Annotated in this window: 19 protein-coding genes and 1 pseudogene; 7 read left to right on the top strand and 13 right to left on the bottom strand. The window is 58.1% G+C overall.

The window, feature by feature from the left end; all coding sequences use genetic code 11:
* Positions 1 to 34 precede the first annotated feature (34 nt).
* Complete coding sequence (locus ACTG2O_RS10340) at positions 35 to 1804, top strand: amidohydrolase (protein WP_439975708.1); 1770 nt, start codon at positions 35 to 37, stop codon at positions 1802 to 1804.
* 91 nt (positions 1805 to 1895) lie between these two features.
* Here the strand turns inward: ACTG2O_RS10340 and befA are convergent, their stop codons facing one another.
* From befA to ACTG2O_RS10325, 3 genes are all read right to left on the bottom strand, one after another.
* Positions 1896 to 2681, bottom strand: coding sequence for a beta cell expansion factor BefA (gene befA, locus ACTG2O_RS10335; RefSeq protein WP_005353696.1), 786 nt, complete (start codon positions 2679 to 2681; stop codon positions 1896 to 1898).
* A 213-nt stretch (positions 2682 to 2894) separates the two neighbouring features.
* A complete protein-coding gene (gene pyk / locus ACTG2O_RS10330; protein WP_005353698.1) occupies positions 2895 to 4334 on the bottom strand; it encodes a pyruvate kinase in 1440 nt (479 codons plus the stop codon).
* Between the two features lie 163 nt (positions 4335 to 4497).
* On the bottom strand, positions 4498 to 5352 hold the full coding sequence (locus ACTG2O_RS10325; RefSeq protein ID WP_005334759.1) for a MurR/RpiR family transcriptional regulator: 855 nt from the start codon (positions 5350 to 5352) through the stop codon (positions 4498 to 4500).
* Positions 5353 to 5699: 347 nt separating this feature from the next.
* Here ACTG2O_RS10325 and glk point away from each other — a divergent pair.
* Positions 5700 to 6671 (top strand): annotated as a pseudogene (gene glk / locus ACTG2O_RS10320) (glucokinase); the annotation flags it as partial.
* A 205-nt stretch (positions 6672 to 6876) separates the two neighbouring features.
* On the opposite strand, the gene ACTG2O_RS10315 reads toward glk, so the two are convergent.
* Positions 6877 to 7377, bottom strand: coding sequence for an SRPBCC family protein (locus tag ACTG2O_RS10315; protein ID WP_005334766.1), 501 nt, complete (start codon positions 7375 to 7377; stop codon positions 6877 to 6879).
* Between the two features lie 155 nt (positions 7378 to 7532).
* On the opposite strand from ACTG2O_RS10315, the gene ACTG2O_RS10310 reads away from it, so the two are divergent.
* Positions 7533 to 7952 carry a GNAT family N-acetyltransferase gene (locus ACTG2O_RS10310; protein ID WP_040065353.1) on the top strand — a complete coding sequence of 140 codons (420 nt, stop codon included), beginning with the start codon at positions 7533 to 7535 and terminating at the stop codon, positions 7950 to 7952.
* On the opposite strand, the gene ACTG2O_RS10305 is transcribed toward ACTG2O_RS10310, so the two are convergent.
* The 5 genes from ACTG2O_RS10305 to ACTG2O_RS10285 form a co-directional block, all read right to left on the bottom strand.
* A complete protein-coding gene (locus ACTG2O_RS10305) occupies positions 7942 to 8460 on the bottom strand; it encodes a hypothetical protein (protein WP_005353702.1) in 519 nt (172 codons plus the stop codon). The genes ACTG2O_RS10310 and ACTG2O_RS10305 overlap by 11 nt on opposite strands.
* 10 nt (positions 8461 to 8470) lie before the next feature.
* A complete protein-coding gene (locus ACTG2O_RS10300; RefSeq protein WP_439975707.1) occupies positions 8471 to 9190 on the bottom strand; it encodes a winged helix-turn-helix domain-containing protein in 720 nt (239 codons plus the stop codon).
* Positions 9191 to 9644: 454 nt separating this feature from the next.
* The gene (locus ACTG2O_RS10295; RefSeq protein ID WP_203117244.1) at positions 9645 to 11171 is read right to left on the bottom strand and encodes a methyl-accepting chemotaxis protein; all 1527 of its coding nucleotides are present in this window, start codon (positions 11169 to 11171) and stop codon (positions 9645 to 9647) included.
* Between the two features lie 64 nt (positions 11172 to 11235).
* Complete coding sequence (locus ACTG2O_RS10290) at positions 11236 to 11967, bottom strand: substrate-binding periplasmic protein (RefSeq protein WP_005334783.1); 732 nt, start codon at positions 11965 to 11967, stop codon at positions 11236 to 11238.
* Between the two features lie 551 nt (positions 11968 to 12518).
* Positions 12519 to 13757, bottom strand: coding sequence for a uracil-xanthine permease family protein (locus ACTG2O_RS10285; protein ID WP_005334784.1), 1239 nt, complete (start codon positions 13755 to 13757; stop codon positions 12519 to 12521).
* Between the two features lie 306 nt (positions 13758 to 14063).
* Between ACTG2O_RS10285 and ACTG2O_RS10280 the strand changes: the two genes are divergently transcribed.
* From ACTG2O_RS10280 to ACTG2O_RS10270, 3 genes are all read left to right on the top strand, one after another.
* Positions 14064 to 15536, top strand: coding sequence for a hypothetical protein (locus ACTG2O_RS10280; RefSeq protein WP_439975706.1), 1473 nt, complete (start codon positions 14064 to 14066; stop codon positions 15534 to 15536).
* Positions 15533 to 15874: an RT0821/Lpp0805 family surface protein gene (locus ACTG2O_RS10275; RefSeq protein ID WP_040065365.1), complete on the top strand. Its 342-nt coding sequence runs from the start codon at positions 15533 to 15535 to the stop codon at positions 15872 to 15874. Before ACTG2O_RS10280 ends, ACTG2O_RS10275 begins: the two co-directional genes overlap by 4 nt.
* Before the next feature lie 90 nt (positions 15875 to 15964).
* Positions 15965 to 16927 (top strand): IS1595 family transposase, encoded by a 963-nt coding sequence (locus tag ACTG2O_RS10270; RefSeq protein WP_439975560.1) that lies wholly within the window; start codon positions 15965 to 15967, stop codon positions 16925 to 16927.
* Positions 16928 to 17001: 74 nt separating this feature from the next.
* Here the strand turns inward: ACTG2O_RS10270 and ACTG2O_RS10265 are convergent, their stop codons facing one another.
* On the bottom strand, positions 17002 to 18717 hold the full coding sequence (locus ACTG2O_RS10265; protein WP_107683658.1) for an NAD-dependent malic enzyme: 1716 nt from the start codon (positions 18715 to 18717) through the stop codon (positions 17002 to 17004).
* A gap of 274 nt (positions 18718 to 18991) precedes the next feature.
* Between ACTG2O_RS10265 and ACTG2O_RS10260 the strand changes: the two genes are divergently transcribed.
* Positions 18992 to 19756, top strand: coding sequence for a substrate-binding periplasmic protein (locus ACTG2O_RS10260; RefSeq protein WP_439975705.1), 765 nt, complete (start codon positions 18992 to 18994; stop codon positions 19754 to 19756).
* Between the two features lie 87 nt (positions 19757 to 19843).
* Here ACTG2O_RS10260 and ACTG2O_RS10255 read toward each other — a convergent pair whose 3' ends face one another.
* The 3 genes from ACTG2O_RS10255 to fdh3B all read right to left on the bottom strand — a co-directional run bounded on the left by ACTG2O_RS10255 (position 19844) and on the right by fdh3B (position 22041).
* On the bottom strand, positions 19844 to 20254 hold the full coding sequence (locus tag ACTG2O_RS10255; RefSeq protein WP_013723543.1) for a hypothetical protein: 411 nt from the start codon (positions 20252 to 20254) through the stop codon (positions 19844 to 19846).
* 159 nt (positions 20255 to 20413) lie between these two features.
* On the bottom strand, positions 20414 to 21385 hold the full coding sequence (locus ACTG2O_RS10250; RefSeq protein ID WP_058058398.1) for a formate dehydrogenase subunit gamma: 972 nt from the start codon (positions 21383 to 21385) through the stop codon (positions 20414 to 20416).
* On the bottom strand, positions 21382 to 22041 hold the full coding sequence (gene fdh3B / locus ACTG2O_RS10245) for a formate dehydrogenase FDH3 subunit beta (RefSeq protein ID WP_005353752.1): 660 nt from the start codon (positions 22039 to 22041) through the stop codon (positions 21382 to 21384). Before fdh3B ends, ACTG2O_RS10250 begins: the two co-directional genes overlap by 4 nt.

Below are 22041 nucleotides of genomic sequence, written 5' to 3'. Positions count from 1 at the left end.
TGCCTTCGGGCACCGAAGCGACGGAGTCATGCCCATGAATATCAAAACGCTGTTTCTCGCCAGCCTGCTGGTAACGCTTCCCGCTGCCGCCAATGCCCAGTCACAGAGCCAGACGCTGATCTTTGGCGGCACCATCTACAGTGGTGATCCGGCGAACCCTCACCCGGAAGCGGTCGGCATTGAAGGTAAAAAGATAGTGGCAGTCGGCAGCTATCAGGAGGTCAGCGCCCGCCTCGGCAACCATGCCAAGCGTCTTGATCTGAAAGGAAAGTACCTGATGCCAGGGCTCATCGACAGCCATGTTCATGCGGCATTTGCCGGTTTTCAGGGGATGACGGTTAACTTTCCTGACGCCATGAGTGAGGTTGAGCAGGTGCAACAATTTCTGACCCTCAGCAAGGATGATCCCCGCCTGACACTGGGCGATGTAGAGCTATACAGCAATGTCTCCCTCGACTACTGGCATCAGCTTTCCCTGCTCGATCAGGTGTTCAATGGCCCGCAATACCGGCAGATCCCGGTAGTGCTTGCCGGTTCGGATGCCCACACCGGTTGGGCCAATCAGGCCATGCTGCGCAAGGCTGGCATTGATGCCGACACCCTTGCCGGTCGTTATGCTCCGCTGAAAGGCAATTTTGGCCTCACCCCATCCGGCAAGCTCAATGGCTTTGCCTCGGAAGGCGGCTGGGATGCCATCCTCAAGGCGCTGCCCCCCGTCAGCGACGAGAAAATTGCCAGAGCCATCATGACCGCCGCCAAACAGCTCAATCAGGTGGGCATTACCGCCTGGATGGACCCTATCAGCAACATTCGCCCCCTTGCGCCCATCTTCAACGCCGAGCCGGATCGCCGCGATACCGGCCTGCTGCCGGCGTACAGCATGCTCTCCCGGGAAGGCAAGCTGACCGGACATGTGTCCGTACTGGCACTGGTGGGGATACATGCATCACCCGCCATCATTGATGACGTATTGGCGCTGCAACAGCAGTTTCAAGATGCCCCGGACGTTAAACTGGTGGGGATAAAGATCCTGCAAGATGGTGTCATCGAGTATCCATCCCAGACCGCCAAGTTGAGCGAGCCCTACCTCAACCGTCCCGGTTACAGCGGCAAGGACAATCTGGACAAACAGCGTTTTAACGAGCTGATCCGCACCGCGGATGCCCATCAACTTATCGCTCACTTTCATGCCATCGGCGATCGGGCCGTCCGTGAATCCCTCGATGCCATCGCCTATGCCCGGGCCCACAATCATGCCCGGGCCCACAATCAGGATCACCGCTTGCTGCACAGCATCACCCATCTGGAGGTGGTGAGCCCGGCCAGCATTGCCCGTTTCAAACCGCTCAATGTGGCCGCATCGATGCAACTCTTGTGGGCCGGTAAAAACGTGGCGACCACCCTGCTGCTTGAAGGAAAAGTGCCCCCGGCACTGCTAGCCCGCCTCTATCCGGCAGGCAGCTTGCTGCAAAGCGGCGCCATTATCGCCGGTGCCAGTGACTGGCCGGTCTCCAGCCCCAACCCTTTCCTCGCCATGTATACCGCGATCACTCGCCAAGGGGAGCTTGGCTTGCTGCCCCCCGCCAGCGAGCAGATCAGCCGTCAGGCCATCTTGCAGGCCTATACCCTCAACGCCGCCAAGGTAATTGGACGGGAGAAAGAGATTGGCTCCATCAGCGCGGGCAAGAGTGCTGACCTGATCTTGCTGGATCGCAATCTGGAACAGGTAGCAAGCGAAGAGCTCAAGGAGACCAAGGTGCTCTGGACCATGTTCAAGGGCAAGCAGATCTATTCAGCCCACTGACGCCGAGAGAACAAACAGGCCCGTACTGCGGGCCTGTTGGCAAGATCACGACAAGCGCATGACGTGCAGTGAGCAACCGATAACGGCGGGATTAGCGGCTCGTTTCAGTCAGATCCTTGTCAATCCAGTACTTGGAGCCGGAGATATTGGCATCGAGCAGCAAGCCCTTCTCGCCAATCTGGTAGATGGCCATGCCGCCGTTGTATTTGGCGGTCAGTTCGGCGCTCTCCTTGCCGGCCACCACGCCCACTTCGGAGGTGGCTTCCCACCCCTGGGTCACGAAGGCATCGAATCTGGCCTTGTCTTCAAACAGGATCACCTGCTGATAGAATTTGCCGCCAATCCCGGCCGCCAGACCCGCACCAAACATCTTCATATAGGTGTGCTTGCCGGTTTTGCGATTGACAGCCACCCCGGCCCCCTGATTGGTATGCAGCATCAGGGAGAACTTGCGCGAATCGAACACCGCATAGCCATAAGCCTTGTCAAACAACAACTTGGCTGATGGCTGCTCGTTGAATAACCGGATCAGCGCAGTGTCGGCCATGGTATTGAGCGCGATCCTCGCCTCTTTCGCCGTCTTGGGGTTGAGCATCTCGTTGAGCTCCTTGTCGGCCGCCTTCAGCCACTCCTTACCGGTCGCGATGCTCTTGTCGGTCCAGACCCCGGCGGTATTGAAGGCATCCTCCCCCCAGGCCGAGATGGAAGCCCAGCTCTTTTTGGAAAAATCGCTGACATCCTGCCACACCTCCTTGCTGGTCTCGCTCACTGCCGCTCCCAGATCGGACGCTGCGGCCTTGAGCTTGGCCCAGTCGGCATAACAGGGTGAGAAGGCCAGACTCAGTGACAAGGCCAGCAACCAGTTACGCTTGTTCATTTTTTCACTCCCGTATTGTCGAGTGTCTGGGTTACCTGGGGCGATCACCTACAACAGGCTACCCGCTGAAAATCACTCCCGCATTATCGGAAGGGGAATCCGGTTAAGCAATCATTGAGCCCTGTTTATCCCGCCACAGCCCGACAGCGGTTAACAAAAAGGCTGCTCATCAAAGAGGAGCAGCCTTGTTAAGCACAGTAAAACCGGACGGGCTTATTCGACCATCATCACCTTGCAGGTGTTGGTACTACCCACGGTTTCCATCTTGTCACCGTGAGTCAGCAGCACCATGTCACCGCTCTGCAACAGCCCCTTATCCTTGAGCACGGCCAGCGCGTCGCGGCACACTTCGTAGACCGGTTTGGTCTCGTCACCGTCAAACATCACCGGAGTGACGCCACGGTAGAGATTGGTCCAGGCCAGGGTCTTGTTGTGGGGAGACATGGCGAAGATCGGCAGACCGGAGCTGATACGGGACATCAGCAGCGGGGTGGTGCCGGACTCGGTCAACGCCACGATCGCCTTCACCCCTTCCAGGTGGTTGGCCGCATACATGGTGGACATGGCCACCGCCTCTTCTACCGAGGTAAAGGTGTAGCTCATACGGTGGTTGGAGACGTTCAGGCTCGGATGCTTCTCGGCACCGACACAGACGCTCGCCATGGAGGTCACTGTCTCGATGGGGAACTGACCGGCGGCAGTCTCGGCGGAGAGCATCACCGCATCGGTACCATCCAGCACGGCGTTGGCCACGTCCATGACCTCTGCACGAGTCGGCAGCGGCGCGTTGATCATCGACTCCATCATCTGGGTCGCGGTGATCACGACGCGGTTCAAACGACGGGAGTGGCGGATCAGCTTCTTCTGTACGCCAACCAGCTCGGGGTCACCGATCTCGACACCCAGATCGCCACGGGCAACCATCACAGCATCGGAACCGAGGATGATGTCTTCCATCGCCTCATCGGTGGCGACGGTTTCGGCACGCTCAACTTTAGCCACGATCTTGGCATTGGAACCGGCTTCGCGGGCCAGCTCGCGGGCGTAACGCAGGTCATCGCCACAGCGCGGGAAGGAGACAGCCAGATAGTCCACATTCATGCGGGCAGCGGTCTTGATGTCTTCCTTGTCTTTCTCGGTCAGGGCCGGAGCGGAGAGACCACCCCCTTTCTTGTTGATGCCCTTGTTGTTGGAGAGCGGCCCGGCCACGGTCACCGTGGTGTGAATGCGGGTGCCTTCAACCTGCTCGACCTTCAGCTGTACACGGCCATCGTCCAGCAGCAGGATGTCGCCCTGCACCACATCGTCTGGCAGGCTCTTGTAGTCGATACCGACCTGCTCCTGACAACCTTCACCCTTGCCGAGTGCCGCGTCGAGAATGAACTTGTCACCGATGGCCAGATAGATTTTGCCATCCTTGAAAGTGGAAACACGGATTTTCGGGCCTTGCAGATCACCCATGATGGCGACGTGACGACCGAGCTTGGCAGCAATGTCACGCACCTGATTGGCGCGCAGGATATGGTCTTCAGCAGTGCCGTGAGAGAAGTTCATCCGCACCATGTCGGCCCCGGCGCGGATGATCCCTTCGAGGATCCCTTCGCGGTCGGTAGCCGGACCGAGTGTGGTTACAATCTTTGTACGTCTAGGCATGAAAGACTCCAATATGAAGTTGATATGACTTGAGATTCTGCCCCATCAAGCCCATGGCTCGATGCACCCGTTTACAAACCATCTGGGTGGTTTTTGTTATTAAATTACAATACTACACCAAGGCGGGTGGCATAGACAGTCGGGGGCCGGAGCCCCCGACGGTTCAGGAAGAGTGCGGGGTTTCGAAGCGGGATTCGCGCAATCCCTCTTTCACTTTCTTCAGATTTTCGCGAAATTTCATCCCCCGGCGCAGGGTAAAACCGGTCGCCAGCACATCCACCAGCGCCAGCTGGGCGATGCGGGATGCCATCGGCATATAGACATCGGTATCTTCCGGCACATCCATGGAGAGCACCAGATTGCACTCGCGGGCCAGCGGGGAGTCCTTGGCGGTCATGCCGATCACGGTGGCGTCGTTCTCGCGAGCCAGCGCGGCGATCTCGACCAGCGCCTTGGTGCGGCCGGTGTGGGAAATAAGCACCACCACATCCCCTTCACTGCTGTTGATGCAACTCATGCGCATCATGACGATATCGTCAAAGCTCACTACCGGAATGTTGAAACGAAAGAATTTGTTCTGGGCATCGCGGGCAACGGCGGAGGAGGCGCCAAGGCCGAAGAAGCTGATCTTCTTGGACTGGGTCAGGATATCGACGCAGCGGTTGATGGCAGAGATATCCAGGCTGTTTTTGGCGGCATCCAGACAGGCCATGGTGGATTCGAAGATCTTGGCGGTATAGGTATCCGGCCCATCTTCCGCTTCCACATGACGATTGACGTAAGGGGTGCCATTGGCCAGGCTCTGGGCCAGATGGAGTTTGAAATCAGGAAAGCCCTTGGTATCGAGACGGCGGCAAAAGCGGTTGACTGTCGGTTCACTGACGTCGGCCATCTTGGCCAGAGCGGCGATGCTGGAGTGGATGGCGGTCTGGGGAGACGCCAGGATCACCTCGGCAACCTTGCGTTCTGATTTACTGAAACTTTCCAAGTTGTTCGTAATTTTATCAAGGGTATTCATCATCACCACCAGGCGTTTTTGTAATTTAGCTTCAGTGTCTTTGCACTCAATCTACGGCTAAGCAAGTTTCCATTCAAGCTAAGGACTATACAAGACAAGCGGTTATCGCAACTAACGCCTGCCATACAAAGTATGACTCATCTCTAATTATTTCGTACTTTTCGTTACAAAACGTCACCTTGCCATGAAAGCGCTTACAAATGTTGCAAAGCAACAACACTGTGAGCAGGCGCACGTTTGTATCGATCCGGCGGGTGAGCAAGCCTGAGCTCGGATAGAATGGGCCGTCATAATCCAACAATAATCTCGGGACACCAGAGTCGTCCCCATCCTGTAACGAAGGAGTTGTTATGCAGCATACCCATGCGCTGGTCGGCGATGTCGGCGGCACCAATGCGCGTCTGGCCCTGTGTGAGCTGGCCACCGGTACTATCTCTCAGGCAAAGACCTACTCAGGTCTGGCCCATCCCAGCCTTGAAGCCGTGGTACGCCTCTATCTGGAGGAACACAAGGTACAGGTGGCTGAAGCCTGCATCGCCATCGCCTGCCCCATCAACGGTGACTGGGTTGCCATGACCAACCACAGCTGGGAGTTCTCCATCAGCGAGATGCAGAGCAATCTCGGGCTGGCACGCCTGCAAGTGATCAACGACTTTACTGCGGTCTCGATGGCGGTGCCGGTATTGGCTGAATCGGATCGCATACAGCTTGGCGGCGCCGCGCCGGTAGCGGGCAAGCCCATCGCCATCTATGGTGCGGGCACCGGCCTTGGGGTCGCCCATCTGGTCAAGGCGGGTGAGCAGTGGCTGAGCCTGCCGGGTGAAGGTGGTCATGTGGATTTTGCTGCCAACACCGAAGAGGAAGATGCGGTGCTGCAAGTAATGCGAGGCGAATTGGGCCATGTATCGGCAGAGCGGTTCCTCTCCGGCCCGGGTCTGGTCAATCTCTATCGCGGGCTGGTGAAATCCGATGGCCGTGAGCCCGAACCGTTTGCCCCCAAAGACATTACCGAGCGCGCACTGGCCGGGGAGTGCCTCGATTGCCGTCGCACCCTGAGCCTGTTCTGCGTGCTGATGGGCCGCTTTGCCGGCAATCTGGCCCTCAATATGGGCACCTTTGGCGGCGTCTATATCGCAGGCGGCATAGTGCCGCGCTTCCAGGAGTTCTTTACCGGTTCCGGTTTCCGGGTCGCCTTTGAAGACAAGGGGCGCTTCAAGTCCTACCTCAAGGAGATCCCGGTGTTTCTGATCACCCATGAAGGGCCGGGGCTGCTCGGTGCGGGTGCTTACTTGCGCCAGTCGATGGGGATCACTATCTGATTGAAGAGGGGAACGAGGCGGGATGAACCATGGTTCAGCCTCGATTCAGTGTGAATGGCATAAAGTAGCCGCACGTAACCAAGAGTGTTGTGCTTCACAAGGAGTGGAAAGCGACTCTCATCCGCTGGATACGTTTGTCACCTGACAAGCCTGAACTGTTTCAACCGGCCTTTTGGCCGGTTTTTTTTATGTCTGATATCCGGGATTACTGGGCCAACGCCTTCAACTGCGCCTTGTCTGGCGGATTGTTCCAGTCGATGGGACCGTGGGTAAAACGGTACTGCAACCGTGGCAGGCTGGTCTCCAGCCACTCTTCCCGAAAATAGGCATAACCCTGATCCCAATCCGGATCATTGGCCCAACCGCTCTGCAGGAAGTAGAGGCGAGTGCCCTGCCCTTCTGGCACAAAGCGCAGGCAAACCTGGGTTTTTTGCTGGCGGATATGGGGCAGACTGGGCGGGAAATTCCAGCTGAAACTGAGCAGGTCATAGGGCATGACGGCCATGACCCGGCACCCTTCGCTGCCACGTTCACCCAGCGGGGCATCAGGCCTGAAGTAGATCTCGAAAGGACCATTCGGTTCGGCCACCATCAAACATTCGGGAGCCAGAAAACTGCGCAGACCGCTTTCGGTAGTCCAGGCGTGCCAGACATCGTCTATGTGCGCCGGAACAAAAATGTTGCCTTCAATCAGTTTATTGTCCATAAATCAGCGATCCTCAAGCCATCCATACAAGGGACTCCGGCAGTATAGCCCCATGGCAAATACAATGGACAGTGCTTAATCACACCCTTGTCATTTGCATCGATTAACCTGCCTCTGTGCAGCTGCCTTAATGAACATTGGCTCGGGAGGGCATCATGATCCGGCTCATGGAAGAACACGACATTCCCCAACTGGCCCGGCTGTTTTTAAAGAGCCGCCGCCACACCTTTCACTGGGTTGATCCCGCCCGTTTCCAACTCGAGGATTTCGAGGAACAGACCAAAGGTGAACAGGTGTGGGTGGCCGAACAGGGGGGCAATATTTGCGGCTTTATCGCCATCTGGCAGCCCGATCACTTCGTCCATCACCTCTATGTGTCAAGCGACTGGCACGGTCAGGGGATAGGGCGCGCCCTGCTGGAGCGGGGCCTCGCTGATTCGCCGCACGGCTCGCTCAAGGTTGCGACCCGCAACACGGCGGCAGTAGCCTTCTACCATCGTCTGGGCTGGCAAAACAGTGATGAGACAGGCCACTGCGAGGTCACCGGCCCCTGGTGCAAGTTGCTTAGAAACTAGCGGGACGCCCGGCACCTGCGCTTTGTGGTTGAACCGGCACCAGCGGTGCCGGGGGGAAGAACCAGCGGTAGAGATCGAACCAGCCATCTCGCTGGGCAATCACGACCTCATGCACCGGATCGCGCTGGAAGATCGCCACCTTGTTTTCAGTCAGCGGCACCCAGGCATAGTTGACCAACGCATATTGCGACTGGATCAGGTTGTACTCATTGAGATAGGAGTCATCGTTACCCGATTCGTGCAGTTGGGTACGACTGTCGATGAGGTAAACAAGCTGGTTGAAGAAGGTAAGTTGAAAACCGGTCACCCGCCACTTCTCCCTGGTCGCCTCCTCCTCTTCGATCACGGTGATTTTGCCCCAGCGGCACACCCCGTGATAGTTGACTCCATTGGCCGACATTTTCAGGTCGTAATGGCAGCCCAGACTGTTGATAAACATCCCGACCACAAACAGCAGCACGACAAGCAGTGGCAACAGCAGCAAGGTATTTTTCAGCGTTCGTTTCATCAGAGATCCCTTACAGCGTTTTTTCGAGCTCTTTATAGGAAAACACGCGAACCTGGTGGCCGGAGACCAGCACCAGCGATGCTGGTTTGACTGGTAGCACATCGCTCCGTGCCTCCATCTGGCAAACAACGCCGGTCGGCGAGTCGGTGCAGTGCACATGGAGCCACTCGAAATGGAGATAGCTGGCGACAAACGCCACCAGCACAACCAGTAGCAGATTGACGTATATCAGGCTCCTGACCAACATTGGCCGCCCGATACCGCTGAGAAAGGCAAGTTTGGCCCGCTCACCAAAAGAACTGGGAGCGGCGGCAGCAGGATCTTTGATGACCTCGTGGTCGGAGCTTGATGGTGTCGACGGTGGCTGCGCAGCAGCTGCAGGCGTGGGCTCGCTCATCGGCTCGGGCAAGGGCTCACTCTCTGTTGGCAGTGCCTTGCCGTAATAGCTCTTCATCTTGCAGTTCAGATGCAGAGAGTACCCTTTTTTCGGGGTACTTCTGATATCCAGCGTCTGGGGGGATGAGGTGAAGTGGCGACGAATATTGGCGATAGCCACGTTCAGGGAGTTGGGGCTGATGGGGCGACCCAACCAGCCGATATCGAGCAACAGATCCTTGTCGCACACCTCGTCATGGTGATCGAGCAGATAGCTGAAAATGAGGCTCTCTGCCGATGACAAGCGCACCACCCGGGCGCTTTGCAAGTTGTCCTTGTCGGCACAGAAGATCAACTCTCGCCTTTTGACATCAAAGACATAATCACCGAAGTGATAGGCTGATATGTTATTGCCTGGCGCAACCCCCGTCATACCAACCACCTGTTATTTGCATTCATCATGAAGAAGATGGGATTCCACACCTGATAAAGCCAGATGGCGGCTCAGGACTCGCTGTAATTAAACGAAATTCTAAAGGGTCGGGATCAGCGGCACAATAGATGCAGGCAGGCATGAGCGGGGAAAATGAAAATATGCGTCCAGCGCTGTCGGACAGCATATCGGGCAGAGCATGATGTTGCGAGTTTCGCGTATCACGGTCACGCCAATCTCAGCTGAACAGTGACATGGGTATGACGAAAAGCGCTGCTGGACAAGGCCCCTTGCCCCTCACAACATCTCGCAGCGCTCACAATAAAGGGAACCTTACCTGCCCCGCAGGATGATCCAACGGGGCGAAGTGAACTGACTAGACCCGAAACTGCTTGAGCAGGGTGTCGAGCTGGGCCGACAGCTGCCGCAGATCGCTGCTGGCTTCGGCAACCTGTGCCACTCTGGCCGCACTCTCGCTGTTGAGCGTCGCAATCCGGTTGACGCTGTGGCTGACCGCCTCCGCCACCGAGTGTTGTTCTTCCGATGCCTGGGCGATATACATGTTCATCTCGCGGATCAGGCTGACCTGATTTTTAATCTTCTCCACCGATATCTGCACATCTGCCGCCTCGATGCCGGCGCGGGATGCCTTCTCCTGACTCTGTTGCATGCCGGCCCCGACATTCTGGGTCGCTTGCTGCAACCGCTTGATACTGGCACTGATCTCCTCTGTCGACTGGCGAGTACGGCCCGACAAGGTGCGTACCTCATCCGCCACCACCGCAAAACCGCGCCCCTGATCACCCGCCCGCGCAGCCTCGATGGCCGCGTTGAGGGCAAGCAAATTGGTCTGCTCGGCAATGCCGTTGATCACCTCGATGATGGTGCCAATGCTGCTGCTTTCGGTCGAAAGGGTACGCATCAGGGTGGCGACCCGCTCCACCTCCCCCACCAGTTGATGGATGGCCTCATTGGCATGGCCCGCCAGATTGTAACCCTGCTCCACATAGAGGTTGGCCTCATCGGTAGCGCCAGAGGTTTTCACCGCGTTACCAGCAACTTCCTGCACTGCCTGACTCATTTCGGTAATGGCGGTAGCGACCTGATCCAGCTCGGATTGCTGGGCGTCACTGCCTACCCGGGTATCTGCCGAGAGGGAGTCACAGAGTTCAGCGGTTTGCAACACACCGGCAGAGAGCTCGTTGATCTCCGCCACCATCTCCTGCAACTTGGCAATAAAGTGGTTGATGTTGGTGGCCAACGCGCCCATCTCATCCTGACGGCTGATCTTCAGACGCCGGGTCAGATCCCCCTCTCCTTTGGCCAGATCGAACACCGCCTGATTCATCTGGTGAAGCGGCCTGAGCACATTGCGATGAATCAGCACCATCAGCAGCGCGATGATGCAGAGATCGAGCACAAGGATCTGCCAGACGGTGGTGATCAACTGCTGCCGCAGTTGGGCCTGAATGGCAGCATCACTGGTTTGCACCAGCAATCGGGCCACGGTGTTTTTCTGGCCGCTGTCGTCATAGACCAGATCATACCCCCCGTAGGCAGACACATCGGCAGGCATGGCTGTCACGGGGGCAATGCTCCCCGCCGTGTCACGGGCAAACCCGGCCACCAGCTTGTCCTTGTTGACCACCAGCAAAGCACTCAGGATATCGGCCGCCAGCTCGGACTTGAGCGATGCCTCGATGAAGGCCGATTCATAATTCCACAGCGGGCCAGGCAGGGAGAGCTGCAGCCGGCCGATGGCCTGTTCGACCAGCGCACTCTGTTTGCTGTAGCTCTCCGCCCTGACCGCGTTGTAGTTGTAAGCGCCAAACAACACCAGTAGCAGACTCACCGACAAGGAGGTCAACACGGCAATCCTGAACGTCAGACTTTTCCAATCCATGGTTTCCTCCCGGTTTTACGGCAGCCGGCGCAGTGCCATTGAGCGGCACTTGCTATTGGTACTGTTACTGGTACTTGGCATTGATCTTGTCGATGGTGCCATCCGCCTTCATGGCAGCGAGGATCTCGTTGAGCTTGGTGATGAGCTCATCGGGCGTATCCTTGTTAAACGCCAAGCTCATCTGGGTTTCCTTGAACACGAAGACCGGCTTGGGTGAGGCCACCTTCTCCTTGCTGGCCAGATAGGGCGCCAGATACTGGCCGGTTGCCCAAAGATCGATGCGGCCGGCCTCCAGTTTCTTCACGTTGGCGGTATCGTTGGCCGCAAGCTGCAACTTGGCAAATCCCTGGGCCTTGAGATATTCGGCGGCCGCATCACCGTTATAGCCACCCACCGAATACTGCTTGGCATCTTCCAGCGACTTGACCGTGATATTGGCGGTCGAACTGGAGAAAAACACCCAGTTGTTATTGACCAGCGGCCCTACCCACTTGAACAGTGCTTCCCGTTCCGGAGTGCGGGTCGTGGAGTAGAGGGCGGTATTGGGAGTACCGAGGGTATCTTCGTACGCCCGTTTCCAGGGCATCAGGGTCAGTTTGTATTCGACCCCAGCACGCTTGAACAGCTCTTCGACCACCTCGGTCGACAGCCCGACAATCTTGCCCCCCTCTCCCTGCATGTTGAATGGCGGGTAATCCTCGGTCATCACATTCAGTGGCGCAGCCTGAACAGCGCTTATCGCCATCATGGAAGAGACTGAAAAAATTGCACTTTTCCACAGCAGTTGATAGTTCATTGCAACCTCGCTTTGCTTGCCATTCATCCCTGAACATCCGCCGTTACCGATGGCGGTGCACGTTTGACCCGCTGGGGTCATGCCGGCTTTCACGGCTCGCCGCCCACCCATGTGCAGCAGCAAACAGATCCGGATTTTGCCTGTGCGTAACGAAACGCAACCGGCGAGGGAGGCTCACACCAAATCGAGGTGGAAACATGCCAGGGCAGCATAAGGGGTGTGCGGAGTGGGGCGGATAAGCCTCTGCCATACAACAGCGCCGTGGCAAAGAAGAAGCGCATCGTTTTATGACAGGGGTCTGGGAGAGAAATGATATAAAACGCCAACATCCATTTTCCCATACTGCTCGAGAAGACCTCAGAGCCAAACCTGTCCTTTAGCTAAGGTCACGAAAAGAGATACGTCAAATGAGAATGCTAACCCCCTCATCTGCTTCCAGATTAGATTCCAGATGAGCTCCGCCGAGCCGAAAAGTGGCGCTAGATACCCGAAAAACAGAAGGCCACCGCAAGGTGGCCTTCTCCAAATCAACGATAAACGTCTGGTGGAACTCAGTCCTTGGCCGCGTCCATCACACCCTCTTCGGAGTGCGCAGGCAGGATCAGGTTGAGCAGGATGGCGGCAACAGAGGCCAGGCCAACGCCGGCCAGCGCGAAGTCGCCAATCTTCATCTCCAGCGCACCGACACCGACAGTCAGAGTCACGGCGACGATGGCGATATTGCGTGACAGTCCCAGATCCACCTTGGATTCCACCAGCGTCTTGAGACCGATGGCAGCGATGGATCCGAACAGCAGCAGCATGATACCGCCCATCACCGGCATCGGGATGGAGGTAAGCAGCGCATTGAACTTGCCGAAGAAGGCCAGAATGATGGCAAACACCGCAGCCCAGGTCATGGTGACCGGATTGAAATTACGAGTGATCATCACGGCACCTGTCACTTCGGCGTAGGTGGTCACGGGTGGGCCACCGATGAAACCGGCGAAGCAGACGCCGATGCCGTCACCGGCCAGCGTACGGTGCAAACCCGGATCCTTGGTGTAATCCTTGCCTGTCACGCCACCAATCGCCAACACGCCACCGATATGCTCGATACAGGGGGCGATGGCTACCGGCAACATGAACAACGCAGCAGCCCAGTTGATCTCCGGGGTTTCGAAGTGGGGCAGCGCCAGCCAGGGGGCGTTCACCATGCCATCGAAACTCACCTGGCCCATGAACACCGCCGAGACATAACCGGCAATCACGCCGCACAGGATGGGGATCAGCTTGATCCACCCCTTACAGAACACAGCTGCAATCAGGGTGACCGCCAGCGAGATACCGGCCAGCGTCAGCGCAGTCCCCGCAGGAACCACCTGCTCACTACCGGCGCGGCCCATCGCCATGTTGCAGGCAACCTGCGCCACAGAAAGACCGATCACCATGATCACCGGGCCAATCACCACCGGGGGCAGCAATTTGTGCACAAACCCCATCCCTTTTGCCCGGATCAGCGCAGCCAGAATGAAATACATGAAACCGGCGGCAAACAGGCCAAACATGGTGGATGGCAATCCCCAGGTCTGGGTGGCGTAGATGATGGGGGCGATGAAGGCAAAGCTGGAACCGAGGAAAATCGGGACCTGGCGGCGGGTGCAGAGCTGGAACAACAGGGTGCCCACACCGGCGCCAAGCAGGGCCATGGAGGGGTTCAGTCCGGTGAGCAGGGGCACCAGAACCATGGCACCGAAGGCGACAAACAGGATTTGCAGCCCGGCGACACTTTGCTTGACTAAGGAAAACATGGATGTCCTTAATTTTTTGATAACTGATGGGGATATTTATCACTTTTCAGTTATCACAAGACTTTTCCAAGGCACAAAATGAACACAAATACGTCACTTGTTGCCTTTTACTGCTTGGGAAGGGCATGAAACTGGCTTTTTAGGCGGGATTCGTTGCTACAAGCATCGAGTATGTGATTTTACGCATTATTGTGACGAACGCCAATCGTTTTTCCATCATGTTTATTGTGTTCATGGTCAAAAATGCCGCCGCCAGGGGCGCGCTCTATAATGGATCCTGTGAATCAAGATGGACAAGGAGTCCCCATGTCACAGCCCCCATTCAAGGCCAGCCAGCGCAGATTGCTTATTGGCTCGGCCATCGCACTCGCCCTGTTTGCGAACCCGTTCAGTTATGATTTCGCCCACAATGAGTGGCAAATGAATCAGGCCTATGCCAAGTCCTGCTTTATCGCCGGCACTCGCATCACGATGGCCGATGGTTCCACCCGCCCCATAGAGACGCTCCGGGTCGGTGAACAGGTGCTGGATCAGCACGGCGGCAGTAACCGGATCCTGGCGATCGAGCGGGTCATACTGGGCAAGCGCAGACTCTACGGGATCAATGATCTGCCCCCGTTCTTTACCGCAGAGCACCCTCTGCTGACCACTCGGGGCTGGGCGGCCATCTCACCGGCCATGACCCGAACCGAAAACCCGCAACTGGCGGTGCTGCCGCTATTTACCGGCATGCAGATAATGTGTCGCCCGGCACCTGCCATGGTGACGGGCAATCTGGCCCTGCAACCCCAGCCGGAATTACTGCTGGTTGAGTCACTCTGCTGGATCGAGGCATCTCCCACTACCGCACTCTTCAATCTGCTGCTCGATGGCAGCCACAGCTACATCGCCAATGAGCTGATCGTTCACAACAAAGATGGCGATGGTGGCGGTGGGGGCAGCAGTGGTGGAGGCAGCAACAGCGGCGGAGGCAGCAACAGCGGCGGAGGCAGCGACAGCGGCGGTGGCAGCGACAGCGATGGGGGCAGCAACAGCGGCGGTGGCAGCGACAGCGGTGGGGGCAGCGACAGCGGTGGGGGCAGCAACAGCGGCGGTGGCAGCGACAGCGGCGGTGGCAGCAACAGCGGTGGTGGCAGCAACAGCGGTGGTGGCAGCAACAGCGGCGGAGGCAGCGACAGCGATGGGGGCAGCGATGACAGTGGCGGCCAAGGCGAGCATGCCGGCGGAGAGCAGCATGGTGGAGGTGAACGGCATGCTGGTGGAGAAAAACATGCAGGGGGAGAACGCCATGGGGGTGGCCGCGGATTTGGCAATGGCGTTGATGACAACGGTGTGGATGCCGTCGATGCCAACGGGAACAAGCTCAGAGGTGACGGCACTGTCGATGACAACGGTGTAGATGCCGTCGATGCCAATGGCAACAAGCTCAGAGGCGATGGCACCATCGATGACAACGGCGTAGATGCCGTCGATGCCAACGGCAACAAGCTCAGAGGTGACGGCACAGTCGATGACGACGGCGTGGATGCCATCGATGCCAACGGCAACAAGCTCAGAGGCGATGGCACAGTCGATGACAACGGCGTAGATGCCGTCGATGCCAATGGCAACAAGCTCAGGGGCGATGGCACGGTCGATGACAACGGTGTGGATGCCGTCGATGCCAATGGCAACAAACTAAGAGGTGATGGCACGGTCGATGATCGCCAGCAAGTGCTTACCGATGAGCAAGAGCGGGCGCTGCTCAACAACGGTTTTCGCCAACAGGGGCAACCATGATGCGTTATCTGCTAACACTCCTCCTGCTCGGCCTCGCAGGCTGCGCCACGGTCGACACTCCGCCGCTTTACCATCAGATGGATAAGGCAGATGTTCAACTGGCCAATCAGGCCCTTGCCAAGGCGCTGGAAACCCGCACCAAAGGGCAGAGCCTCACCTGGTTCAATCCGGCTAATCGTCACTCGGGTAGCGTCACCCCGCTACGCACCTTCCGCCATACCAGCGGGGAGTGGTGTCGCGACTATCGCGAGCAACTCTATATCGGCAAGGCGAGCCAGCAGTGGCAGGATACCGCCTGTCGCAATCAGCAAGGGCGCTGGCGGCCATTGCGAACTTAGTGAATGCCACAGGGTAAACGAAAGGCTCTGTCCCAATTACGTGTTGAAAGGCTAATCTTGAAGTAGGCCATCACCTTGAGGTCTACCATCATGGATACCCCAGCCTTTCAACACCTGTTGTCCCTTTTTCCCCAGTTGACCCTGCGCCAGCGCCGTGTTGCGCAGCAGGAGCTCACTGCACCCCACACCATTACCTCGCTCAATACTCAGTTACCGGCATGCAGTGGCTGCCCCCATTGTCAGGCTGATGTCACCCAGCTGGCGCCTTGGGGATGGAGTCGGGGACTGCGCCGCTACCGTTGCAAACTGTGTCTGCGCACCAGCACCGTTCTGACCAAGACGCCCTTGGCCAGATTGCGTAAAGCACAGTGCTGGGAAGACTACGCGCAAGCCCTCATCGAAGGACTGACTCTCCGCCAGGCCGCGCGGCGCTGTGGGGTCAGCAAAAACACCGCGTTCCTCTGGCGTCACCGCTTCTTGCGCGCGATGGCAACCCATCAGGCCACCCGGGAAGAGGGCATCGTTGAGGTTGATGAGACCTTTTTCCTTGAATCGTTCAAGGGGCAGCGGGGACTGCTGCGTCCACCACGTCATCGCGGTGGTAAAGGTCGAACTCGTGGAACCGGGCCAGATTACATCCCGGTGATGGTGGTACAAGACCGTGCAGGCCACCATGCGGATTTCCAGTTGGAGAAAATAGATGCCGAGACGGTCATCGCGGTGTTGAAGCCGTTGGTGTCACCGGATGCGGTGCTGTGTAGCGATGGGGCGGGTGTGTATGCCTGTTTCAGCAAGGAACAGGGTATAACCCATCAGGTGGTGCGCAATCGTCAAGGCGAACGGGTAGTCGGTGCGTATCACATCCAGCATGTGAACGGATATCACCATCGGTTGAAAGAGTGGATGGAGCGGTTCCATGGCGTGGCGACGCACTACCTGAAGAACTACCTGGGTTGGCGCAGGATGCTGGAGCGTTACGGAAAAGGCGTAAATATCAAAGCATGTTTGCATGAGGCGCTGGGGCGCCCCATTCAACACGTAATTGGGACATAGCCAAACGAAAGGGGGTAGCAGCGCTACCCCCTTGTCATCTTTACCGACCCTTTATCGGGGCGGTGAATACGCGGTTATACCCGACGATAGGGCAGGTAAACCGGCTCCCACATGTGGTTGAGGATATGCTGCTGCAGATCCTGACCGATCAGCGGGTGGGAGGGATCCCGACGCACGATATCCTTGAGCACGGCGGTCGCCACATGCACCGAGATGCTGCGCAGCTCGCGAATGCGTGGATAGACGGCCCCTTTCGCCAGGTCAACCTCACTCACGCACTCGGCCAGCGCAAAGGCGGCGGTCGTGAAGACATCGGGTGTGATCTCGCGGATCTGGCTGACGATGGCCGCCAGACCTACACCGGGGAAGATAAAGACGTTGTTGCCCTGCCCCACCCGGAACTCCTGCCCCTCGTAGCTCACATCCTTGAACGGACTACCGGTTGCAACGATGGCTTTGCCCTTGCTCCAGCGGTAGATATCTTCCGGCAGCGCTTCACAGTTGGCGGTCGGGTTGGAGAGCGGGAACACCATGGGGCGCTCGCAATGCTGCAGCATCAGCTGGATATGCTCTTCCTGGAAGGCACCGCCCGAGCCGCTGGTACCCAGCAACACGGTAATGGGCACATGACGCAGCACATCGGCCAGATTGGCCTTGCCGGGCACCTCGGTATCCCAGCCTGCCAGCAGCAGCCCCGGTTTGGCGTAGCGACGCTTGTACTCGTCAAGCCCCTCGCGGTTGTCGCACACCAGCCCCTGGGTATCCAGAATGTAGATGCGATCGCGGGCCGCCTGCGGATCCATCCCCTCGCGGATCATTCCCGCGCAGATCTGATCCGCGACGCCAACCCCACCGGCGCCAGCGCCGTAGACCAGATAGTTCTGCTGACCCAGGGTCTCCCCCTTGACCTTGACCGCGCCGATGATACCGGCCAGCACCACGGCACCGGTGCCCTGAATGTCATCGTTGAATGACGGCAGTGCCTGCTGATAGCGGGCTAGATTATTGAAGGCATTGGATTTGCTGAAGTCTTCCCACTGCAGCACCGCATTGGGGAAGTGACGCTTGACCCCCTGCACGAACTTGTCGATGAACTCCTCATACTCCTTGCCGCGAATGCGCTTGTGCGGGCGGCCCAGATACATGGGATCATCGAGCAGTTTCTGGTTATCGGTGCCCACATCCAGCGCGATGGGCATGCAGCAGGCGGGGTGAATACCGGCCCCCAGGGTATAGAGCGCCAGCTTGCCGATGGGGATGCCCATGCCGCCAACACCTTGGTCGCCGATCCCCAGAATGCCCTGGCTGTCGGTGACGACTATGATGCGGATCGATTTGGCATCGAAGTGACGGGCCTGACTGCCCATGTCATCCACGTTGTCCGGGGTGATGTAGAGGCCGCGCGGCTTCTGGAAGCGGTGGCTGAACTCCTGACACGCCTTGCCCACGGTCGGGGTATAGATATAGGGAGTCATCTCCTCCACATGGCGTGACAACAGGGCATAAAACAGGGTTTCGTTGCGATCCTGCAGAGCACGCAGGTTCTGGTACTTCTCGATATCGCTGCAAGCGCTCTTGAACCCCTCATACACTCGCTCGAGCTGGGCTTCAAAAGTTTGCACCTGAGGCGGCAGCAAACCATCGAGATCAAAATCGGCCCGCTCCTGTTCGGTAAAGGCTGTGCCCTTGTTGAGGTATCGATTGTTAAGCAGATCAGTGCCGGTCAGTGCAACGGGGCGAAAATCCTGTCCCTGTGCATCTTTCCACAGCAGATATTGTCCGGTAGCCATAGTCATTCTCTTTGATTTACGTGAAATTGCCGTTCGGCAGGAGAGCAAGACTCATAATGAAATCAATCATATGACGTTTACTCGATCGGTTTTGTGAGCTTGGGCATACCCTGCGGCCAAAATAGGCGCCCGGCGGCCCCGGCGAGACAAATTTCCACGGCAAGGAATGAGACTCATGTTAGCATTGCTGGCAACCCAGCCCCTTTCACCGCATCACAGCCGGGAGTGACCTGATGCCCTCGCCTCTGCCAGCCTGCGTCCCCTTCTTTCTGCCATGCGCCTGATCTCGCTGCTTGCTCTGTGGCTATTTCTGACCTGCCAGTCGGCTCTCGCCGCACCGGGCCGGGTGCTCAACATCATCGTGGGTGAATGGCCCCCTTTCGTCTCCGAGCAATCAAAACAGCACGGGCCAGTGGCCCACCTCATCAGCGATCTGTTCAAGGAGGCGGGCTATGAGGTGAAGTTCCACTTCGCCCCCTGGGGTCGGGTCTATTCGCTGGCGGCCAACAGCCAGCTCTACGATGCCACCGCCGTCTGGATGCACAAACCGGAGCGGGAGCAGGATTTTCTGTTCAGCGAAGCGGTGCTGCAGGAGCAGTTTGTCTTCTTCTCCCTCAAATCACGGCAGCTGCAAGCCGAGCGCCTTGAGCAGATCATCGGCATGCGGTTGGGGGGCGATATCGCCTATAGCTACGGGCCCGAGCTGGACAAGATGGTGACCGATGGCAAGGTAATCCAACAGAAAGTCACCGACGTGAAGCAGAATTTCGGCAAGCTGCTGCGCGGGCGGATCGACCTCTATCCACAAGAGCTGCGAGTCGGTCTGGCCGAGTTGCAGAGCCAGCTCGACCCCGCCAGCGCGGCACTCATCACCCACAGTCAGACCCCTTTTCTGCGCAACGACAGCTTCGTGATGTTCCCACGCAAGATGCCGGATTCAGCCAAACTGCGGGATCAGTTCAATCAGCAGTTGCAGCAGGCCATCGCCAGCGGACGTTATCAGCGCTACTTCGAACGGCTGGCCCGGGGGGGCTATTAACCTTAGCGAGGCAAAAACAGAGGGGATAAAACAACGGTGGCGGCCCTTTGTGGCCGCCACCTCTGTGATGCTTGTCAGCGGCTGGCATTAGCCGCTGATGCCCACCTCCAGCTTGAACGGCGTCTTGGCCTTGCTGCTCTCGGCCGCCCCCATCTGGTAGACCCGAATGGTATAAGTGCCCTTGGCAGGCAGGGTCGCCTCAAAGTTGTTCCCTTCCGTAGAGCCGATAAACATCGCCTCCCCCTTGCTGCCCGGCGGCAAAATATTGAAGTAGGGCTTGCCGGTCAGGATCACCACCATGCTCTGGCCCTTGTTGGCCGTCAGCTTGTAATCGAGGGTCTGGCTACCCTGAATGGTGCCGTTGATGGTTGCCCCTGACTCCCCCTTCTTGAACTGCACCTGCTGGGTCTTGATCCCGTCAGCCGCCTGCGCCACGCCCGCAATACCACCGAAGAGCGCAGATGCACATACCGCTGCCAGCCATGCTTTTCTCATCATTTGTCATCCCTTGTGTGAATGGAACCCCTGTTACTGTTGCTCAAGGTGGCCCAAAAAACCATCGCCGTTCGCGGTATAGCTCAATCAATTTGCCATCACGATCGACCCGCCATCAAAAGGGGCGCCGCAGCGCCCCTTCTCTTTACTCTTTGTCGACCATCAGCTTGATTTGCCCGCCTTGGGCTCATCGAGAGTGTGCTTCACCTCTTCATACCAGAGGTCGTGGTGCTCCCTGGCCCAGGTCTCGTCCACCTCGCCGGTCACCATCCCCTCCAGCGCCCCTTCCAACTGGAACAGACCCATGTAGATATGGAAGATAAAGCCGCAGATAAGGATCAAGGCGCCTACGATATGGATAAAGCTGGCCCACTCCATCTGGCGGCGCAGCTGGCCGAAGATGGGGAAGTCGAGGAACAACCCGGTCGCCACCACAATGCCGCCAAACCAGATCAGCAGCCAGAAGATCGCCTTCTCGCCGCCGTTGGAGAAGCCCGCCGAGGGGTGACTCCCCTTGTGCTTGCCGAGCATGCCGCCAAACTTCATGAACCACTGCACATCCACCATGTTGACGATGTTATGGCGGAACCACTTGATGAGTACCCCCATCAGGCAGAGGAAGAAGAGCGGCCCCACATAGTTGTGGAACACCTTGGCAAACCATATCCAGTTCTCCCACACCCCGAGGCTCACCACCGGCTTGATGAAGTACTTGCCGTAGATGATGGCCAGCCCCGACCCGGAGAGGGTCAGGAACATGGCTGCCGTGGTCCAGTGCAGCGCCCGATCCAGCCTGCTCCAGCGCTTGAGCTTGCGCCCGGTGCGCGGTTTGGAGAGCTTGGTCTGCCCCACCACCAGATACATCAGGCCACACATGGCGAGCGACCCGAAAATGGCGATGGCGCCGAGCGGCGACACCCACTTGGTCTTCACCTCGAACCAGAGCTGGCCCGGCACCGAGATCAGCACCCCGTGCTCCGGCGAGCGGGAGGTGGTCACCCCCTCCTGCCCATCCTTCACCGCCCGCCAATAATCGGCGCCGGCAAAGCCGACCGCCTCTTTCTGCGCATCAGCGAAGCCGGGCGCGCTGAACAGCAGCAAGGCCGTCAGCAGCGCTGTCAGCCAGTGTCTCATTGGCCATCCTCCTGCTTGCCAAGCTTGAGCCCCTTGCCTCTGCCATCGTGAGGTTTGCTGGCGTCGCGATAGAGCGCCTGTTCATCAGCCCCCCAAGCTGCGTGAGGAGCACCACGATAGGCAACCCGCTCGCGGAAGATATCGGAGATCACCTGCGCATCCCCCGCCAGCAGTGCCTTGGTGGAGCAAAGCTCGGCACACATCGGCAGCTTGCCCTCGGCGATGCGGTTGGCACCGTACTTCTGGCGCTCCGCTTCGCTGTGATCCTCTTCCGGGCCGCCGGCGCAGAAGGTGCACTTGTCCATCTTGCCCCGATCGCCAAAGGCGGCGGTTTTCGGGAACTGGGGCGCCCCGAACGGGCAGGCAAACAGGCAGTAGCCGCAACCGATGCAGAGATCCTTGTTGTGCAGCACTATGCCGTCGTCGGTGTGATAGAAGCAGTCGGCCGGGCAGACCGCCATGCAGGGGGCATCTGTGCAGTGCATGCAGGCCACCGAGATGGAGGTCTCCCCCGGCAGGCCGTCGTTGAGGGTCACCACCCGGCGGCGCTGGATGCCCCACTCCAGGGCATCGTCGTTCTCGTTCTTGCACGCCGTCACACAGCCGTTGCACTCGATGCAGCGCTTGGTGTCACACATGAATTTCATTCTGGCCAT

The sequence above is a fragment of the Aeromonas sp. 61P genome (genome assembly GCF_051919545.1).
GTDB classification, from domain to species: Bacteria; Pseudomonadota; Gammaproteobacteria; order Enterobacterales; family Aeromonadaceae; genus Aeromonas; species Aeromonas veronii.
The sequence above is the reverse complement of the archived record's forward strand: the minus strand, read 5'-3'. Positions and strand labels throughout refer to the sequence as shown.

Excerpts from the sequence above, each read along its gene's own strand:
- ACTG2O_RS10325 (WP_005334759.1), bottom strand. The coding sequence starts at position 5,352 with ATGAATACCCTTGATAAAATTACGAACAACTTGGAAAGTTTCAGTAAA.
- ACTG2O_RS10270 (WP_439975560.1), top strand. The coding sequence starts at position 15,965 with ATGGATACCCCAGCCTTTCAACACCTGTTGTCCCTTTTTCCCCAGTTG.
- ACTG2O_RS10260 (WP_439975705.1), top strand. The coding sequence starts at position 18,992 with ATGCGCCTGATCTCGCTGCTTGCTCTGTGGCTATTTCTGACCTGCCAG.
- ACTG2O_RS10280 (WP_439975706.1), top strand. The coding sequence starts at position 14,064 with ATGTCACAGCCCCCATTCAAGGCCAGCCAGCGCAGATTGCTTATTGGC.
- pyk (WP_005353698.1), bottom strand. The coding sequence starts at position 4,334 with ATGCCTAGACGTACAAAGATTGTAACCACACTCGGTCCGGCTACCGAC.
- befA (WP_005353696.1), bottom strand. The coding sequence starts at position 2,681 with ATGAACAAGCGTAACTGGTTGCTGGCCTTGTCACTGAGTCTGGCCTTC.
- ACTG2O_RS10340 (WP_439975708.1), top strand. The coding sequence starts at position 35 with ATGAATATCAAAACGCTGTTTCTCGCCAGCCTGCTGGTAACGCTTCCC.
- ACTG2O_RS10315 (WP_005334766.1), bottom strand. The coding sequence starts at position 7,377 with ATGGACAATAAACTGATTGAAGGCAACATTTTTGTTCCGGCGCACATA.
- fdh3B (WP_005353752.1), bottom strand. The coding sequence starts at position 22,041 with ATGGCCAGAATGAAATTCATGTGTGACACCAAGCGCTGCATCGAGTGC.
- ACTG2O_RS10295 (WP_203117244.1), bottom strand. The coding sequence starts at position 11,171 with ATGGATTGGAAAAGTCTGACGTTCAGGATTGCCGTGTTGACCTCCTTG.
- ACTG2O_RS10265 (WP_107683658.1), bottom strand. The coding sequence starts at position 18,717 with ATGGCTACCGGACAATATCTGCTGTGGAAAGATGCACAGGGACAGGAT.
- ACTG2O_RS10310 (WP_040065353.1), top strand. The coding sequence starts at position 7,533 with ATGATCCGGCTCATGGAAGAACACGACATTCCCCAACTGGCCCGGCTG.
- ACTG2O_RS10275 (WP_040065365.1), top strand. The coding sequence starts at position 15,533 with ATGATGCGTTATCTGCTAACACTCCTCCTGCTCGGCCTCGCAGGCTGC.
- ACTG2O_RS10285 (WP_005334784.1), bottom strand. The coding sequence starts at position 13,757 with ATGTTTTCCTTAGTCAAGCAAAGTGTCGCCGGGCTGCAAATCCTGTTT.
- ACTG2O_RS10250 (WP_058058398.1), bottom strand. The coding sequence starts at position 21,385 with ATGAGACACTGGCTGACAGCGCTGCTGACGGCCTTGCTGCTGTTCAGC.
- ACTG2O_RS10305 (WP_005353702.1), bottom strand. The coding sequence starts at position 8,460 with ATGAAACGAACGCTGAAAAATACCTTGCTGCTGTTGCCACTGCTTGTC.
- ACTG2O_RS10255 (WP_013723543.1), bottom strand. The coding sequence starts at position 20,254 with ATGATGAGAAAAGCATGGCTGGCAGCGGTATGTGCATCTGCGCTCTTC.
- ACTG2O_RS10290 (WP_005334783.1), bottom strand. The coding sequence starts at position 11,967 with ATGAACTATCAACTGCTGTGGAAAAGTGCAATTTTTTCAGTCTCTTCC.